General features: G+C 50.6%; 18 protein-coding genes and 1 pseudogene. 5 read left to right on the forward strand and 14 right to left on the reverse strand.

Annotated features, from left to right (window positions below):
- The first annotated feature begins 306 nt into the window (after positions 1-306).
- Together XPG1_RS13165 and XPG1_RS13170 are read left to right on the forward strand one after the other, a co-directional pair.
- Complete coding sequence (locus tag XPG1_RS13165; protein WP_045959453.1) at positions 307-1,398, forward strand: AAA family ATPase; 1,092 nt, start codon at positions 307-309, stop codon at positions 1,396-1,398.
- A complete protein-coding gene (locus XPG1_RS13170) occupies positions 1,395-2,048 on the forward strand; it encodes a DUF4276 family protein (protein ID WP_045959454.1) in 654 nt (217 codons plus the stop codon). Before XPG1_RS13165 ends, XPG1_RS13170 begins: the two co-directional genes overlap by 4 nt.
- A gap of 68 nt (positions 2,049-2,116) precedes the next feature.
- Here XPG1_RS13170 and ssb read toward each other — a convergent pair whose 3' ends face one another.
- The 13 genes and pseudogenes from ssb to XPG1_RS13240 all read right to left on the reverse strand — a co-directional run bounded on the left by ssb (position 2,117) and on the right by XPG1_RS13240 (position 13,335).
- Positions 2,117-2,629 carry a single-stranded DNA-binding protein gene (ssb, locus tag XPG1_RS13175; RefSeq protein ID WP_045959455.1) on the reverse strand — a complete coding sequence of 171 codons (513 nt, stop codon included), beginning with the start codon at positions 2,627-2,629 and terminating at the stop codon, positions 2,117-2,119.
- Between the two features lie 14 nt (positions 2,630-2,643).
- Positions 2,644-2,853 carry a hypothetical protein gene (locus tag XPG1_RS13180; RefSeq protein WP_045959456.1) on the reverse strand — a complete coding sequence of 70 codons (210 nt, stop codon included), beginning with the start codon at positions 2,851-2,853 and terminating at the stop codon, positions 2,644-2,646.
- A gap of 77 nt (positions 2,854-2,930) precedes the next feature.
- Entirely contained in the window at positions 2,931-3,395 is a 465-nt protein-coding gene (locus tag XPG1_RS13185) for an STY4534 family ICE replication protein (protein ID WP_041979770.1), read from the reverse strand.
- A complete protein-coding gene (locus tag XPG1_RS18545) occupies positions 3,388-3,654 on the reverse strand; it encodes a hypothetical protein (RefSeq protein ID WP_157879501.1) in 267 nt (88 codons plus the stop codon). Before XPG1_RS18545 ends, XPG1_RS13185 begins: the two co-directional genes overlap by 8 nt.
- A gap of 15 nt (positions 3,655-3,669) precedes the next feature.
- A pseudogene (locus XPG1_RS13195) lies at positions 3,670-5,648 on the reverse strand (DNA topoisomerase III).
- A gap of 1 nt (position 5,649) precedes the next feature.
- Positions 5,650-6,375 (reverse strand): PFL_4669 family integrating conjugative element protein, encoded by a 726-nt coding sequence (locus XPG1_RS13200; RefSeq protein WP_045959458.1) that lies wholly within the window; start codon positions 6,373-6,375, stop codon positions 5,650-5,652.
- A gap of 463 nt (positions 6,376-6,838) precedes the next feature.
- Positions 6,839-8,059 carry an STY4528 family pathogenicity island replication protein gene (locus XPG1_RS13210; RefSeq protein WP_084717318.1) on the reverse strand — a complete coding sequence of 407 codons (1,221 nt, stop codon included), beginning with the start codon at positions 8,057-8,059 and terminating at the stop codon, positions 6,839-6,841.
- Between the two features lie 109 nt (positions 8,060-8,168).
- A complete protein-coding gene (locus tag XPG1_RS13215; RefSeq protein ID WP_045959460.1) occupies positions 8,169-8,426 on the reverse strand; it encodes a ParE family toxin-like protein in 258 nt (85 codons plus the stop codon).
- 62 nt (positions 8,427-8,488) lie between these two features.
- Positions 8,489-9,028, reverse strand: coding sequence for a DUF2857 domain-containing protein (locus XPG1_RS13220; RefSeq protein WP_045959461.1), 540 nt, complete (start codon positions 9,026-9,028; stop codon positions 8,489-8,491).
- A gap of 80 nt (positions 9,029-9,108) precedes the next feature.
- Positions 9,109-10,707 carry a ParB family protein gene (locus XPG1_RS13225; RefSeq protein ID WP_045959462.1) on the reverse strand — a complete coding sequence of 533 codons (1,599 nt, stop codon included), beginning with the start codon at positions 10,705-10,707 and terminating at the stop codon, positions 9,109-9,111.
- A 3-nt stretch (positions 10,708-10,710) separates the two neighbouring features.
- On the reverse strand, positions 10,711-12,078 hold the full coding sequence (dnaB-PI, locus tag XPG1_RS13230) for an SPI-7-type island replicative DNA helicase (protein WP_045959463.1): 1,368 nt from the start codon (positions 12,076-12,078) through the stop codon (positions 10,711-10,713).
- Entirely contained in the window at positions 12,062-12,451 is a 390-nt protein-coding gene (locus XPG1_RS13235) for a hypothetical protein (protein ID WP_045959464.1), read from the reverse strand. Before XPG1_RS13235 ends, dnaB-PI begins: the two co-directional genes overlap by 17 nt.
- Entirely contained in the window at positions 12,448-13,335 is an 888-nt protein-coding gene (locus tag XPG1_RS13240; RefSeq protein WP_045959465.1) for a ParA family protein, read from the reverse strand. Before XPG1_RS13240 ends, XPG1_RS13235 begins: the two co-directional genes overlap by 4 nt.
- A 243-nt stretch (positions 13,336-13,578) precedes the next feature.
- Here XPG1_RS13240 and XPG1_RS19305 point away from each other — a divergent pair, with 243 nt between their 5' ends.
- From XPG1_RS19305 to XPG1_RS19315, 3 genes are all read left to right on the forward strand, one after another.
- A complete protein-coding gene (locus XPG1_RS19305) occupies positions 13,579-13,791 on the forward strand; it encodes a hypothetical protein (RefSeq protein ID WP_045959466.1) in 213 nt (70 codons plus the stop codon).
- A 139-nt stretch (positions 13,792-13,930) separates the two neighbouring features.
- A complete protein-coding gene (locus XPG1_RS19310) occupies positions 13,931-14,224 on the forward strand; it encodes a site-specific integrase (RefSeq protein WP_157879502.1) in 294 nt (97 codons plus the stop codon).
- Positions 14,221-14,370 carry a site-specific integrase gene (locus tag XPG1_RS19315; protein ID WP_157879503.1) on the forward strand — a complete coding sequence of 50 codons (150 nt, stop codon included), beginning with the start codon at positions 14,221-14,223 and terminating at the stop codon, positions 14,368-14,370. Before XPG1_RS19310 ends, XPG1_RS19315 begins: the two co-directional genes overlap by 4 nt.
- Before the next feature lie 86 nt (positions 14,371-14,456).
- Here the strand turns inward: XPG1_RS19315 and XPG1_RS13255 are convergent, their stop codons facing one another.
- The gene (locus XPG1_RS13255) at positions 14,457-15,698 is read right to left on the reverse strand and encodes an MFS transporter (protein WP_045959467.1); all 1,242 of its coding nucleotides are present in this window, start codon (positions 15,696-15,698) and stop codon (positions 14,457-14,459) included.
- Positions 15,699-15,952 lie beyond the last annotated feature (254 nt).

A 15,952-nucleotide genomic window follows, 5' to 3' on the forward strand; every position in this document is an offset into this window, starting at 1 on the left:
AATATATAATTAAAACAACCGGCAAAAACCTGAAACAGCCCATATCATGTTAATCCATCGACAGCATCAGAAACGTTATTAACCAGACGCTAGAAGAGATATGTCAATCAAATATACGTGATTGCATTAAAGTTAAAAATTATTTTCGCAAGGACTATTGATATATAATTTTTTCATTCACTTATTCGCTTATGATTGGCGTCTAAACGCAGCAGAGCAAAAATTTGGCAATCAAAGCAGTACATACACAATTTTTCCCCTAATATAGGGCATATTTGAATCGCATGATGCTGAAAAGGCAAGATTATGAAACCAGTAACCAATAATGACCATTTAAGCCAGATAAAGATATCAGGCTACAAATCTATTGCTGAATGTGATTTACCAATGGGGTGTCTGAATGTCCTTATTGGGGCTAATGGTGCCGGAAAATCTAATTTCATCAGTTTCTTTCGCCTGATTGCCATCGTACTTGATCATCGTCTACAGTCTTTTGTTAGCAAAATGGGCGGCCCTGATACATTGCTACATTTTAGCCGTAAGAAAACTGAATACATGAGTTCTGAGCTTTATTTTGGCTACAATGGCTATCAATTTGAACTGGAACCCACCAATGACAATCGTATGATGTTCCGGCATGAATCACTTTTCGGGGATATCAAAGGTGACTATGATATCGGCTCAGGTCATTTTGAATCTCAGGTCAGTAAACATCATACGGGCATCAACGATGATGCATTACCTGCCATGATCCGTTGGCGGGTGTACCATTTTCATGATACGAGTGATAGCGCCAGAGTTAAACAAACCCACCGTATTAATGACAATGATTATCTGCGGGAAGACGGGGCCAATTTAGCGGCATTTCTGTATAGACTAAAAAAACATCACCCACAGCATTACACGCGCATTATCAAAACCCTTCAGATGGTTGCACCGTTTTTTGGTGATTTTTACCTGCGACCTACGCCGGATAATGCTGACTACATTCAACTCGAATGGACAGAAAAAGAACAGGATATCCCTTTTAAAGCCAGTGAATTATCTGATGGCACTTTGCGCTTTATTTTATTAACCACTGTACTGCTACAACCCGAAGAGTATATGCCCGGCTCAATTATCATTGATGAGCCTGAACTCGGTCTCCATCCATACGCCATTAACGTGTTGGCAAGCTTGATAAAAAATGCCAGTAATCAGCATCAATTGATTATATCTACCCAATCAGTTGAGCTGGTCAACCAATTTGATGTTGACGATTTGATCGTTGTTGACAAGCAACAAGGTGCTTCCACCTTTAAGCGCCTGAATAACGAAATGCTTTCTGAGTGGCTTGAAGACTATAGCCTCGGGGAATTATGGAAGAAAAACTTACTCGGCGGGAGGCCACAGCGATGATCCGCATCAATGTTTTTGTCGAAGGGCAGACTGAAGAAACCTTCGTACGGGATGTATTGGCCCCTTATTTTTTTGCACAACAGATCTATCTGACACCCATACTGGCTCAGACCAGTTCCAGCCAGAAAGGCGGAATCACAAGCTATGGTAAAGTCAAACACCAGATTACCCGCTTATGTCGACAAGATCCCGGTGCATTCGTCACCACACTCATAGACTATTATGGATTACCGACTGATTTCCCCGATTATAACGAACAACGAGATAGTGCTGCCAGCGAACGGGTAGTAAAGCTGGAGCAGGCTTTTGCTGATAATATCGGACAGGTAAATTTTATTCCCCATCTGTTATTACATGAATTTGAAGCTCTTCTATTTTGCCAACCCGAAAAATTTACAGACTGGCTTGATGACCATGCACCTATTGCCGCACTACAGGCTATCAAAGAAGAGTTTGATACTCCTGAAGATATAAATAACAGCCCGCAAACGGCCCCATCGAAGCGTATTTTAGCTCTCATCCCCAATTATCATAAAACCTTACATGGCCCACTGATTGTTGGTGATATTGGCTTAGATACCATTCGTTCTCAATGCCCACACTTTAATCAATGGTTAGACATGTTGGCTGGCTTGGCAGTGCGTAATTAAATTTATCCCGAAAAAATAGAAACAGGCCCTGTTTGAACAGGGCTATGTGTTAATGATGAAAACCCCACTCAAAACGGGATCTCCGAATCCCAGTCGGTTTCATCCTCTTCCGGTAAAACTGAAACCTGTACCAGCTGCGTGTTTTTTCTTTCCTGATTAGCGGGTTTAGGCGGTGGCTGCTTTTGTGCTGGTTTATGCCCTGCTTGTTGAGGCGCCATACTCTTTGAATCATTACGACTTCCCAGCATCTGCATCAAACCATTCACATTCACCACCACTTCTGTTGAGTAGCGATCCTGGCCCTGGTTATCCTGCCATTTTCGCGTTTTAAGCTGACCTTCAATATACACCTTAGCCCCTTTCTGCAAATATTCCTCGGCAATGTCGGCTAACTTGCCGAAGATGACGACCCGGTGCCACTCCGTTTTCTCCCGGACTTCACCGGTTTGTTTATCCCGCCAGTTATCTGAGGTGGCCAGTGAAAGCGTTGCCACGGTACCCCCAGCGGGCAGGTAACGGATCTCCGGATCCTGCCCCAGATATCCCAGTAAAATGACTTTGTTCACACCGCGTGAAGACATCTTGTTTTCTCCTGTTATCGGGGGTGACGTTGTGTCCATTGCCCCTGTTTCAGGGCAAACTCCGCCTGTTCATGTCGGGCAAAATACTCCACGGATTCACGAGAGCAGGGGGTGCCTTCATCTATCGTGCCGATATAAAACCCCGCACGGCGGCGTAAAACGATTAACGGTAATTGTTTATGGCAATATTGCAGGGCCAGAACCCCAATCGGTGCAACATTCATAACGGTATCCTGTTGTCTTTGCTCATAAAGGACTGCCCTGAACGTTCAGGGCAGGTCAGCGGAATAACAAAGGAATATCAGAAAGAGTTCTCTGCATATTCTTTTTGCGTGATGCCGTTCTGAGGCGGCATCGAGTCGGATTGTTCAGCCTGATACACTTTCTCCTGACCGATTTTGATCCAGTCAACCTTAATCAAACGGGCTTTCAGGCTGACGCGCTGTTCACCAGCATGGTCACCGCGTTTCAGGGTAAAGATATCAGTCGAGGGATTGCTTAGCGTGAAGCCCAGCAACACTTTTTTATCCTCATCTACCGCCTTCTGGCAACGGCCGACCAGACTGGTCGCTTCCTTGCCAACCACGGTGATATCAAAACGCACATAAACCGGGTTATCACCCGGTCCGTTCAGGGCATTGATCACACAGCTCAGGAACGTCCCGCTGGCGGTGCTGACGTGGCGGATATTATTCAGATAACCCAGTCCTTTAATATTCAGGTTGAAATAGTCGTTTTTGGTTAAGGCTGTGGTGTTCTCAGACATGCGATGTTCTCCATGTAGGTAAAAATAAGCGATGACGGAGAAAATCCGCTTCCCTGACGGGAATGATTTTTCCCGCCGGGCGCCAGATGACGACGTTTGACGTACTGATAAAGAATAAAAAAACCTTCACTGCCACTGGACTGACAATATCTGCTTTCAAAGGTGGGCAGATGTACCGCAAACAGGCGCTCCCTTTCAGGCTACGGGAGTTTTCGGTGAATAACGGCATGATTGTTAAAGCATCCGCCCGAGCGTTCAATCCCTAATCCTATTTTCAGGCGGGTGAATTTTCCCGGCGGGTTTTTCGCGAACCCATCACCATGCTGGCATTCAGCATCCCTTTGCATACCGGATAGCGGGTGCAGCCCCAGAACGGGGTTGTTTTTCCCGCCCGTTTTTGCATCGGGCCGCCACAGCGCGGGCACACCGGGGTTTTCGGCAGGGTAAACCGGATCGGCTGTGTTTTGCCCTTTTCCACTAAATGCACCAGCCATTGCGCCTGTTTCTGCATAAAGCCATCCAGTGTGGCCCGGCCCCGGGCAATGTCGTCCAGAGACTGTTCCCAGAGTGCCGTCATGCCCGGATGGGTCAGGACATCCGGCAGCCCGGTAATCAGCTCCTGCGCCAGCTGCGTTGCATGCAGGTTTTTCTTTTTTCGCACCAGTAACTGGCGTTGATACCTGCCCGGGTGGCCTCCGTGCCCAGCCCGGCACTTTCCCGCAGCACTTTTTTAAGCTGCGGATCGTGGATAAACGCGGCGGCATTTTTCATGGCGGCAATCAGCGTACCTTCGGTAAAAGGCGCAGGCGGCCGGGTTTGCCGGGGCTGTATTTCTGCACGGAGTACCGGGCAGATTTCCTCTTTTTTCAGTGCAGGCAGCGCGGTATTGTCTTCCTGCTCCTGCGCCTGTTTTTCATCGGCAAACAGTGCCTTCCAGCCCGTGACCACACTGACCCGCCCTTTCGCCTGAAATACCTGCCCGCCGATAGTGAATGTCACCTCGGTCACATCCGTTTCCTGCGCAGGCAGAAACTGCGCCAGATAATACTGGCGGATCAACTGATAGACTTTTAATTCGTCCGCCGTCAGTTTTGTTATATCAAAGGCGTGGCGGGTCGGAATAATGGCATGGTGCGCCGTGATTTGGCTGTCATTCCAGACTCGGGAGAGAGTGCTGGCATCCAGCTGGCTGATAATGGCATTCATTGCAGGATCGGTACGGGTCAGCGCAGTGAACACGGCCGGAATGCCCTCCCGCATTGAAACAGGCAGATAACCGCAATCCGTGCGCGGATAAGTGGTCGCTTTATGAGTTTCATACAACGACTGGGCAATCGTCAGCACCTGACCGGCTCCCATTCCCCACTGACGGGAAGCCACCTGCTGAAGTGTCCCCAAATCAAAACAGAGTGGCGGCGGGGTTTTCTCCCGTTTCTGCGTGAGTTCAGTCACCACAGCATCTTGTGCCTGCTGACAACGCTGAACCACACTCTGCGCGACATCCTCCCGGATACAGCGTTTTTCTTCATCGCCATCGTCGGGCGCAGGCAGCCATTTAGCCCGAAAGCTAATGTCATCTTTTTGCAATGCGGCCATCACCTGCCAGTAGGGTTTTGGCTCAAACCGGGCAATATCGTTGTCGCGATTAACGACCAGTGCCAGTGTCGGCGTCTGTACCCGCCCGATGGACAGCACCTCACCAAATCCCTGTGCCTGAGCTTTCAGGGTATACAGGCGGGTCAGATTGATCCCCATCAGCCAGTCAGCCCGTGCCCGTGCCAGCCCGGCCTGCCAGAGCGGCGCGGTTTTCTCCCCCGGTAATATTGCGGCCAGTGCCTGCCGGATACTGGTTTCATCCAGTGCAGACAGCCACAGCCGCCTGACGGGACCGGTGAAACGGCAGAATTCCAGCAGTTCACGGGCGATCACTTCCCCTTCACGGTCGGCATCGGTGGCGATAATCACTTCGTTGGCCTGTTTCAGTAACTGTCTGATCACCGCAAACTGATCAGCAGTCTCTTTCTTCACTGTCCATTGCCACTGTACAGGCAGTACCGGCAGGGGTTCCATGCGCCACGGCGGGCCGAATTGTTCGCCATAGTGTTCGGGTGCAGCCATTTCCAGCAAATGCCCGATAGCCCAGGTGACAGTAATACTGTCGCCAAAGAGATAGCCCTGCCCGCGCTGCTTCATACCCAGCACCCGGGCGATATCTCTGGCCTGAGAGGGCTTTTCACATAAATACAGTGGTATATCACCCCCTTTCTTCATTCGGAATAACAGTGCGCAGGGGCGGTGAAAAATCAGAACGCAGCCGGCCCGACAGAATATCGGGTTCCGGCTCGCCCAGCCATTTAATGGCTTCAAGACCTGCCGGCGTTTTTTCCTCAATATCTGCGCGGGTCACCTTCAGGGGACGATAAGAGCGCACCAGACCATAAATCTGGCGGATCACCCGGCTGCCGTTATGCAGCAACGCATCCCGCTCTGAACGGGAAATAAAACCGTAATGAAAGGCCTGAAAGGTTTTCATTGCCAGCTGGTCATAGCCGACCAGCAGCCAGACACAGCGGTAACCCAGCGGAGAATGACTGTAGACGCCGATATTCAGCGGTTCGACGGAGGAAACCGCAGATAACGTAACGTGTTCCGGCAAAGCATTCAGCGTCTCCTGCAAGGTGGCAATACGCTGCTGAAGACTGGCCGATGCTGTTGCTAATGACTGTTCCAGTTTAATCAGCCAGCTGTCGGCATACGGGTTATCGGCAGCCGCATCCACACTGATGGTGCCCGCCCGTTTCATCACCTGTGGCATGCCGATAATGTCCGGGTATTGACGACGGCCGGTGATGTCTTCTTTTTTACGTCCTTCCCAGAGGCGGATGGCATAGTGGGTATGGAGTTCAATGGTTAACGCGGATTTCAGTGCACCGGCACGACGGGGTGTTGGCGGTGCGGTTTTTTCGTCAGGTTCAGACATAAAGAGCAACTCCTGTTTAGGCAGTTTATGTCTGTAGAACTATCAAAGGAAAAGCGGGGTTCACTCAACCCATAACCAGTTATGGGAAAAAGGAAAAATAATCCATGTCATTCATTGTCAGAAAAGCGGTTTTCAGGCGGTGTTGACAACAAAGATTTGTTTGTTTTTTGAACTTTGTTGGCACTGCCAACAAAGTCTGTTTTTTATACAACATTGGCCTTAGTGAACCTCCCCAGACCCAATGAGCGACCAATGCCTCTCCCCGGCTATTCATATCAATCTGAAAAGCAGGCACCCGCCTCACTTCCCGAACCCGAGGGTTAGGGTTAAGGTTATTTCCTGATGTCGATGAAGAAAGCGTTAACGTTTTTACTGTTGCACCACATCGTTATTCCGTATCAAGGGATCAATGCTGTGTGTTTTTTAAACTTTGTTGGCACTGCCAACAAAGTCTGTTTTTTAATCAATCTGGATTTTGTTGATACTTCGCCAGCGTCAGTCGCTGACGGATATCTTTCACGACATTGCGCACATGGGCTTGGGAGGAAGGTGAAACCGGGCATTCTGTTTCCCGGATGAACACCACCTGCGTTTTAGCAGAGCCGGGCGTCGCAATAGTCGATTCAGCCTGGGCATACAGTTTTCCCTCCCGTGCCCGTTTCATCATGGTCAGCAGCCAGCCGACTGGATTGCCGATTTTGCCTGCACGCAGCGCTCTGTCCAGACAATCCAAGACAATTTGAGCCTGTTCAGCGGGCAGTGACTGTAATTGACTGGTCAGCATGGTGACATCTTCCGGCTCCAGTTGTCGGCAAAGTCCTTCTGGCAGAAAAATAACGGGCTGGGGATCTACGTATGTTTTTTTATTCACACTCTGTGTGAAAGAACGTACATAACGGTTCGGTTTAGTGAAACTACTACAATCCAATGATTTTACACTGAGTTCGGAAACCGAATTCCGCTTATTGGATGCCTCTTTTGGTCTCAGTTCGGTTTCCGAATCCGGTGCCATTTCCCTGAGTTCGGTGTGCTGTTTTGCTTGTTGAAGTGCCTGCCTCATAACCCTTTGCTGTGGTGTCTGTACCGCATTCAACCGCGCTTCCAGTAAGCAAATATAGCTATGCCGATGACGCATCATTTGATCCTCCTTAATGTCAGTCAGTACCGACCAGGCCGTCTGGCTGATCGTGCGGTTTTTACTGCGACAGGCTTCTGCCACGGTATCCAACCAGTGAGGATCAAGCATTTCGGCATCGCGACAGGTCAGCGGCTCATCATGCTGGGCATAGATATTCCCCCGCACCCGTCCGTGTTCATCCCGAATGCGCTTGCATAAACTCAGCCAACCGGTTATTCGCAACATCAGCAGTACCCGGCTGACGGTTTCACGCGAGGCCTTGCCTTTATAGGGCGAGGCCAGCAGCACCTGCAATTCATCGTAGCTGGGAAAAACCGCCCCTTCATTTTGTTGTGCATACAAACGGATCATCATCCAGCCCGTTTTATCCAGCGGTGACAGGCGATCATCCAACAGCAGGCCGCGGGGATAGGCATCCTGAAGGTTCCCCATAAACAGCAAACCACTGCGCAGCTGCGAAACGTCATCGTCGCTGCGTTGTTTCAGACGCTTTTTCATCTTGGCCATGGTGTGTGCAATTAGGCTGTCTGCTGACAGGTTTATCATGATCCCTTTTCTCCGGCTGGTGTCTTTCACTATCATCAGCAAAAAATAATGTCAGGGCTGCACCCTGTGGCGTTGCACAAGGCGCAGAATGACACGACTTCCGTGACTGTTACGATTTACGAATTTCCTTGTTGTAGCGTTCGTGGTGCATCAGTTCCCACGATTGCCCGCTATCACGGCTTAACAACCGCCAAAACACGCCCACATTGATTTTCAGATACCCGGTGCCTTTTTCCTTCAGCCGGACGTAATTACGCTGACCCCGCCGATAACACAGCACCTGATATTGCGCCTTACGCCGAAAGGACAGCGGTGCCGTCAGCGGCGCATGCAGGCCGGGCATGATTTCCGTTAATTTTCCTGACATCGTTTCCTGTATGATCCGTTTTAGGCCTGTTTTTTCACGGTGCCCGAACCGGGGGCACCTTGTTACTGCCACTCTTTGACGGCATTCCAGACGGAAGTCAGCGAAATATCATGATGCTCCGCCACATCCATCATGATATCCAGTCCCTCGGCACTGTCCGCATCCCTTATCTTTGCCGCCTGCCAGCGCTGCCACAGGTCACTGTTTTCCGCTTCCGTCAGTACCGACACCCGCCCTGACTTCACAGCAATACCGGCAATACGCCGGCGCGCCGCCACTTCCAGACTGGACAGGCCAAAAAAATAGTGCATCAGATCAATCGAACCACTGAGTTCCAGTGCCCGGTCAATGCGCTGCATCCGCTGCTGCTCGATACGCGCCTGATGTAAAATGCGGGCCAGATTGGCGTGATGAATTTGCACACTCAGCACCGATACCGGGCTGTTGCCCAGATAATGTAAATCCTCAATCGTCAGGCTCTGTAACATCAGCATCTCCGAGGGTGCCAGCCCCAGTGCTTCGCAACGGCGGATATAGCCGTTCTTCAAATCCATCACCAACTGCAACAACAGGCTGTTGGTCGCTTGCGATAAATGATTCATACACTTCCTCCATTATCAGGCCAGTCAAAACACAATGAATGAGCAACACACTGAAAAGCAGGCACCCCGGACCGGTATCGCTACATCGCCAACATCTCCGGCACCATTTCACGCTGAAGTTCACGCAGGCGGCGGATAATCCGCAGCAGCCGCAAAAACTTCACGGTCTGACTGTCATCCAGCAAGGGCATTGCCTCCCTTTCGGCAGTCCCGAGCAGAACGGCAGTCAGCGTCAATGCATAACGGTCAGTAGAAATCTCCCCGGTCAGGGAGTGCAATAAACAGGAAAAAGGATGAATATCCTGCCCCTCAATCAGGCAAAATCCCGCCGACCGTTCATCCGATACCGGCAGCAAATCACGGTCACAGCCCATCACTTCGGCCAGTTCAAACGCCAGGCGAAACGCCATATTTTGCAGATGTTCGATATCGTCCTGCATCGGGGAGATGTGCCAGACGGAACTGACCGGCTCCAGCCCGGCCCGGGCAAAATGAAGATTGTCAGCTTCAGATGCAGACAGTTCCGGTTCAGGTGAACTCTCCGGCTGATAAGGCGGGATCACCGGATTGTTTCGGGAAGATGAGGCAGGTGCGATAGCCTTATCAACCGGAGCGCATGTTGTCTTTGATGCCGGTACCACATCCGTGGCGGGTTGAGCAAGGATGCCTGGATTCGATCCCCTGTCTGACGCTCGGTTCTGATCCCCTTGATTCATCTCAGGCGCTGCCGTTTCGGGCTGTTCCGGTACAGGGTCAGGATCAAACGTGGCGGCCTGTTCACCAAAAAGCTGGCGACGGTTATTTTCCTTCGGATCGAGTTCCAGTATCCAGCGGTCATAATTCAGCTGCGGATGCGGCAGAGCCTGCAATAAATCCCCAATCAGTTCATCAAGGAACATCTCCGGTGCCCAGTCTTCCTGTGCATCAAACTTGCGGCAACAGGTTCCAAAGACGTCATCAAAGGTGACGGCAGGTTCCGGGTTTATACTGAAGATATATTGCTGCCAGACAGCCTCGGCATTCTGACGCAGCATCAATAAAGGGCGTATCTGAGGCGTTCCCAGCCCGGACGCCAGCAGATTCGGCATCCACGGATACAGGTATCGCACCGTATCCTCCATCCGGCTGATATGGCTGGCACTGACGGGAAAACCGGCAGCATTCAGCTGCGCAGACAATTCACGCAATGTGATCCTTTTTTGCTTTTGCTCTTCGTAAATGGCTCTGGCCTTGCTGATCCCTAACGCTTTTTCAATAAAACTCAGGTCGCCCCGCAGTTCATTTTCCGCCAGATGGCCAATCACGCACTGCAACCGCCCCGGCCACGGTTTAAACAGACAGTGAATACGGTAAAACCGCTCCTCCCCGGTTTCCTGCCACAGTTCAGACAAAATCTGATAGCGGGTATTACCGCCATCGCTGAAAATATATGCCGCCTCGCCTTGCGGATCGCGGGTGACTTTCGGCACCGTATCCAGCCCACGGGCTTTGATGGAGGCTTTGATATCGTCAAAGCGCGGATTACGGCTAGTGCGGGGGTTATCCGGGTTGGGGCGGAGTTGATCGAGCGTCAGTACCATCGGCATTTCCGACGCTGGGAGCGCTTCATGACCTGTCGCAGCAGCCTGACGCCCTTGCTGTAACAGAGCATGACCTAAATTGTGGTGTTTACCTGTCATCGCTTACCGCCCCTCCCCGCCAGATATATCCTGAAAACGGGTGTACTGACCGTTAAATTGCACACGCACCGTGCCCGTGGGTCCCTGACGCTGTTTACCGATGATGATTTCGGCAATACCTGCATCCGAGGAATCCGGGTGATAAACTTCATCGCGATAGAGGTGCAATATCAGGTCGGCATCCTGCTCCAGCGAGCCGGAATCCCGTAAGTCACCGTTATTGGGACGTTTATCGGGACGATTTTCGACTTGTCGATTAAGCTGGGACAGCGCCAGCACCGGGCAGTCCAGCTCTTTGCCCAACGCTTTCAGGCTGCGGGAAATCTCGGCAATCTCCTGTGTCCGGTTTTCCTGGCCGGGCGCATTCATCAACTGGAGATAATCCACCATAATCAGGGCGGGTTTACCGTATTTGCGGGTATAGCGGCGTGCGCGGGCACGCAGTAACGCGGGCGTCTGATGACTGCAATCATCGATAACCAGCCGCTGATCCCAGCGGGAAAACTGATCCAGGCTCTGGCTGATGCGTCCCCACTGCTCATCATCCAGTATCCCGCTACGCAGAGCACTCAGGGAAACCCCGCCTTCCATGGCGGTGAGACGCAACATCAGTTGTGCCATCGGCATTTCCAGACTGAAAATCTGCACCACCGCATTTTCCTGATGACGCAGGGCACCGAGGCAACAGGCCAGCCCCAGAGCGGTTTTGCCCATTGATGGACGGGCGGCCAGCAAAATGAGATCACCGGCCTGCAAGCCGCACGTTTTTTCATCCAGCAGCTGAAATCCGGTGGGGGTGCCGGTTATTCCGTTACTGCCCTGTATGCGTTCCAGATGGGTGATCAGACTGTCAGCCCCCTGCAACAGGGTCATTTCCTGCTGCTGCCGGGCTGCCCCCTTTTCCGCCAGATTAAACAGCTGGCTTTCCGCCTGCGCAATCAGCGTCTCTGACTGGATAGTCGGCTGAAAGACGTCCGCGCTGAGGGATTTTCCCAGCGCCAGTAACTGACGTAACCGGCTTTTTTCTGCCACAATACGGGCATACTCTTCAATATTGGCAGCACTCGGCGTGTTTTTACACACTTCGGCCACATAGGCAAAACCGCCAGCCTGCTCGATTTGCCCGCGTTGGGTCAGCCTGTCGGTCAGGGTGATCAGGTCAAACGGGCTGTTTTTTTCGCTCAGTTCAGCGATGGCCTGGAACAGTATCCGGTGTGCCGGGAAGTAAAAGTCGTCGGCAACCAGTAACAATACCACCGTATCCCAGCGATCATTTTCCAGCACCAGACCACCCAGTACCCCGACTTCGGCATACGCATAGCTGGGTGCCTCTTCGCTGATGACCTTCAATTGTTCATGCGTCATTCCCATCGGCGGCCTCCTGACTGACCGCATTCAGGGCGGCGATTAAACGTTGTTGCAGATGAGGCGCAGAAACCCAGAACAACACCTCTTTTCCGGTCAGATATTGCGGCTGGCCATTTTCCCAGCCACATTCCAGCAAGGCTAAATCCGGAAATGCCTCAGGGCGCATGGCCTGCCTGCGCAGCTCCGCTTCATGACGGGGATAATAGTGCTCTACTTCATTCGGAGACACATCGAGAATAACGGGTAACAGCAGCTGAAGTTTCGCCTGTGCGGTTTCACGATCCGGCGCATCCACAAAAACAAACCATTCATCATCACTGAACAATAATTCAACCGTCTCATAACGAAAGCAGACGGCACGCCAGATAACATTCATTGCGCCTCTCCCGTCGGTTGCTCAATCAGTACCGCATCGAATTTTTCTGCCCATAAGGGCACTAACTCGCAGGCAAGGCGATGCATGGTGATCGCCGCCGCCGGGCTTTTACGGGGGGTTTTGTATTCCAGCCGATGCACGGGCTGGGCACGGACATGCCCCAGTTTGTAGATATCCAGCAGGTCTATCCGGGTGTCCAGCAGTTGGTAAACCTGCCTGCCGCCCAGTGCGGAAGTGTCATAGCGCTGATTACGGATAATATCGGTCAGTTCACTCAGCGTATCCCGATCAAGGTTCGTTCCTTCTACCCCGTTGACCAGTATCTGAATAGTCGGCAAACGGACACCGTAGTTTTCAAAAGGCCGGAGCCGGATCAGCATCCGCAGGGTGCCACGCAGAAATTCACGGACGTCGGGTAAAATGGGCTTGATAACGCCCAGCACGCCCTGCGTAGCCGCCAGTACAACCAGTTCGCTCATTACGCCGGTCGCCCCTTTGGAATCAATGAAAATAATATCGTACTGACTGAAGAGAGGGTGTTGCAGGACATTGCGCAGGCGTAAACGGCCGTCGGGTGCATGCAGCATCGCGGTTGGCAGGAGTTCATCCGGATCGTTGGAGATCAGGATATCCAGATTGTTGATGGTCGAACGGGAAATGATCTGCTCAGGCTGATTCAGATCCACCGTCTGCATCAGTAATTCATACAGCCCGGCGGGGGCTTCGTAGTCCAGAGGAAAAATACTGCTGGCTGTGGGTTGCGAATAATCCGCATCAATCAGAAGAACACGAAAACCGGCATCAGCAAAAAAGCCGGCCAGATTAGCTGCGTGGGTCGATTTACCTTCGCCCCCTTTGGGGGAAATTATGGGAAGAATTATCATTTTGCGCACCAGAATCGGTACACAAAGTAATAAGAATTACACTATTAACATTTTTTCAACTTAGGAGGGGATTGAAAATCCCCGTGTCGGTGGTTCGATTCCGCCTCCGGCACCACTTCAACTTCCAGTGAAGTCCAGCCCAGTCAAACAATTCGCATCAAATCCAGAAAAATCAACCTTCTTACCTATCTCAACGTCCAGTTTCGTCTGTTGCAACCAAGATGCAGTGAAAGGCATAATTCGGTGCACCTACCCTTCGATTATAAAATGCCCCTGAAAATGAAACTCAACGCACGACAAATCGAAACCGCCAAACCCAAAGAAAGAACCTACAAACTCGCCGATGCCCGCGCTAAACGCGATAAAGCCAAGAAGCGGATGGCACAAAGTCTCGATCCCAAAGCCAAGAAAAAATACGGCATCGCCATCGAAAGTCACACACCTTTGAATACATGATCCGAGAATGGCTCGTCAGTAACAAACGCTGGTGTGACCACCACCGTCAAGACCATTGATAAACAGGGCAAACCCGATTCGCCCAGCGACTGCGCTAGCGTATCACTGCCATCATGCGCTACGCCCTCCAGAATGATATTTGGAGTCTAACCCAGCCAATGATATGACTGGCGCACTTACCACCGCAAAATCCCGTCATCACCCCGCCCTGCCCCATGAATGTTTACCTGATTTCCTGAACCGATTGTCTGCTTATCGCGGGCGCTTGCTGACCAAGATCGCGGTAGAACTGGCACTGCTGAAGTTTGTCTACTCCAGTGTGTTGAGATTCGCTCGCTGGCAGGCAATTGACTTCGAAAACGCCGTCTGGAAAATTTCCACCACAAGGCAACCCATAAAAGAGTTCGCTTTTCTGGACGTGGCAGGAAAATGAAAACCGATCACACTGTCCCGCTAAGCCACCAGGCTGTTTTGCTTATCAACGCGTTGCAGGAACTAAGCAGCAACGGTGAAGTGAAGTTTCTCAACGATCATCATTCCGCAAAAGTGATGAGTGAAAGTACCGTTAACAAGGCCTGACGGGCAATGAGTTACGACACCCAAACCGATGTCTGCGGGCATGGCTTCCGCGCAATGGCACGTGGTGCAACTGAGCGTAGCGAGTTCTATGATTTTTTCAAAGATGATGTCAGTAATGCACAACCAACAACACAAAAGGCAGCCAAAATAAGGATTAGAGCAGCCCCAACTAGCAATGTGGTAAAGCTGGTTATCCCTGTCGCAATCAGTGGACCGATGCTTGCACCAATGAATAAAATGAATCCATTAAGAGCCATCCCTGCACCACGATTGGATGCAGCTATAGAACCAAACTGAGTGATCATCGCTGGAACGGCAATAGCTACACCAGTGACAAAAATCAAACTACTGGCAGCGATGCCAATAAGGGATTGCGATAATATAGCTTCCAGTGCTAGACCTGCCGCTGCGATTACATAGCCAATAACTGCGACAATCGGCATGCTAAATCGCGAAGAAAGTGGTCCAACCAACAACGCTGCAAACATGCCTGGTAAACCAACTAAGCGTAATAAAATGACTTTATCTGGGGCAATGTTTAGCAGCCACAAATGAGAGCCCAAAGCCGTATACATGGCAACAAATGACAGGAGTAGAGTGATATGAGCACATGACAGAAGTAATACTGCGGGTTGTATGATAATTCTACCTAATGCAATAAAACGATGCCCCAAATGCCCATTAACAACAGCACGCTGTGGTTCCTTAATCATTGCTGCGAATAGTGGGATAGCGACGACTAGACATCCTCCCGTTATTATAAATACCCAAGACCAACTCAATTCTAACACTATCCAAGCGGCTAATACCTGCCCAAAGATGCCAGCTATCAGGAATGATGTAGACATCATACCAATAGCAGTAGCGCGGTGTCGCATTGGTACGGTTTCGGTAAGATAGGCTAGTGCTATCGGAGCAAAACTAGATGCGGCTAGACCTTGCAATATGCGCAGTCCTGCCAGCCAGGATAGTGATGTGCTGAAAGAGCATGCAAATGTCGCAATTGATAGGACAAACAATCCGACCAGCATCACTGGGCGACGGCCATATTGATCTGATACGGGTCCCCAAATAAGGAAACCACAAGCATAAGCCAAGCTAAAACTTGTTGCGAGAGCAAACGTGACACTCTCAGTGTTTGCTGAACTGAAATCCCGACCAACATACGTAATCAAAGGAATTGCCAGGTAAAGCTGTGTCAGAACGAACAAAGCGATAGTCGCTAGTAAAAAAATAACACTGCGGTTTGCTGTGTGAGTTTGATCAAATGGTACCGACTTACTTCCTGTATCATTAAGTTTTTCTATGTGACTTATTTGGTTATTCATTAACTACTATCTCCGATACTGGTATTGTTGAACCAAAAATGACGGCATGAGTTTGGCGTGTTATATACATATTCCAGAATTGTTCTGCGACATCTGCTGGTGCGATAGTCTTAAAAATGTCGATTGCAGGATCGTCTAGTGCCACGGATATCGGAACTTTTGACTCGGTGTCCAACCTTACCAAAACGGCTAGCAACCGCATGAGAGATTCCGGGACCGGAACCATAAATTAATATAGTAGGCTTCATCATTAA

The organism is Xenorhabdus poinarii G6 (genome assembly GCF_000968175.1).
Taxonomy (GTDB): Bacteria; Pseudomonadota; Gammaproteobacteria; order Enterobacterales; family Enterobacteriaceae; genus Xenorhabdus; species Xenorhabdus poinarii.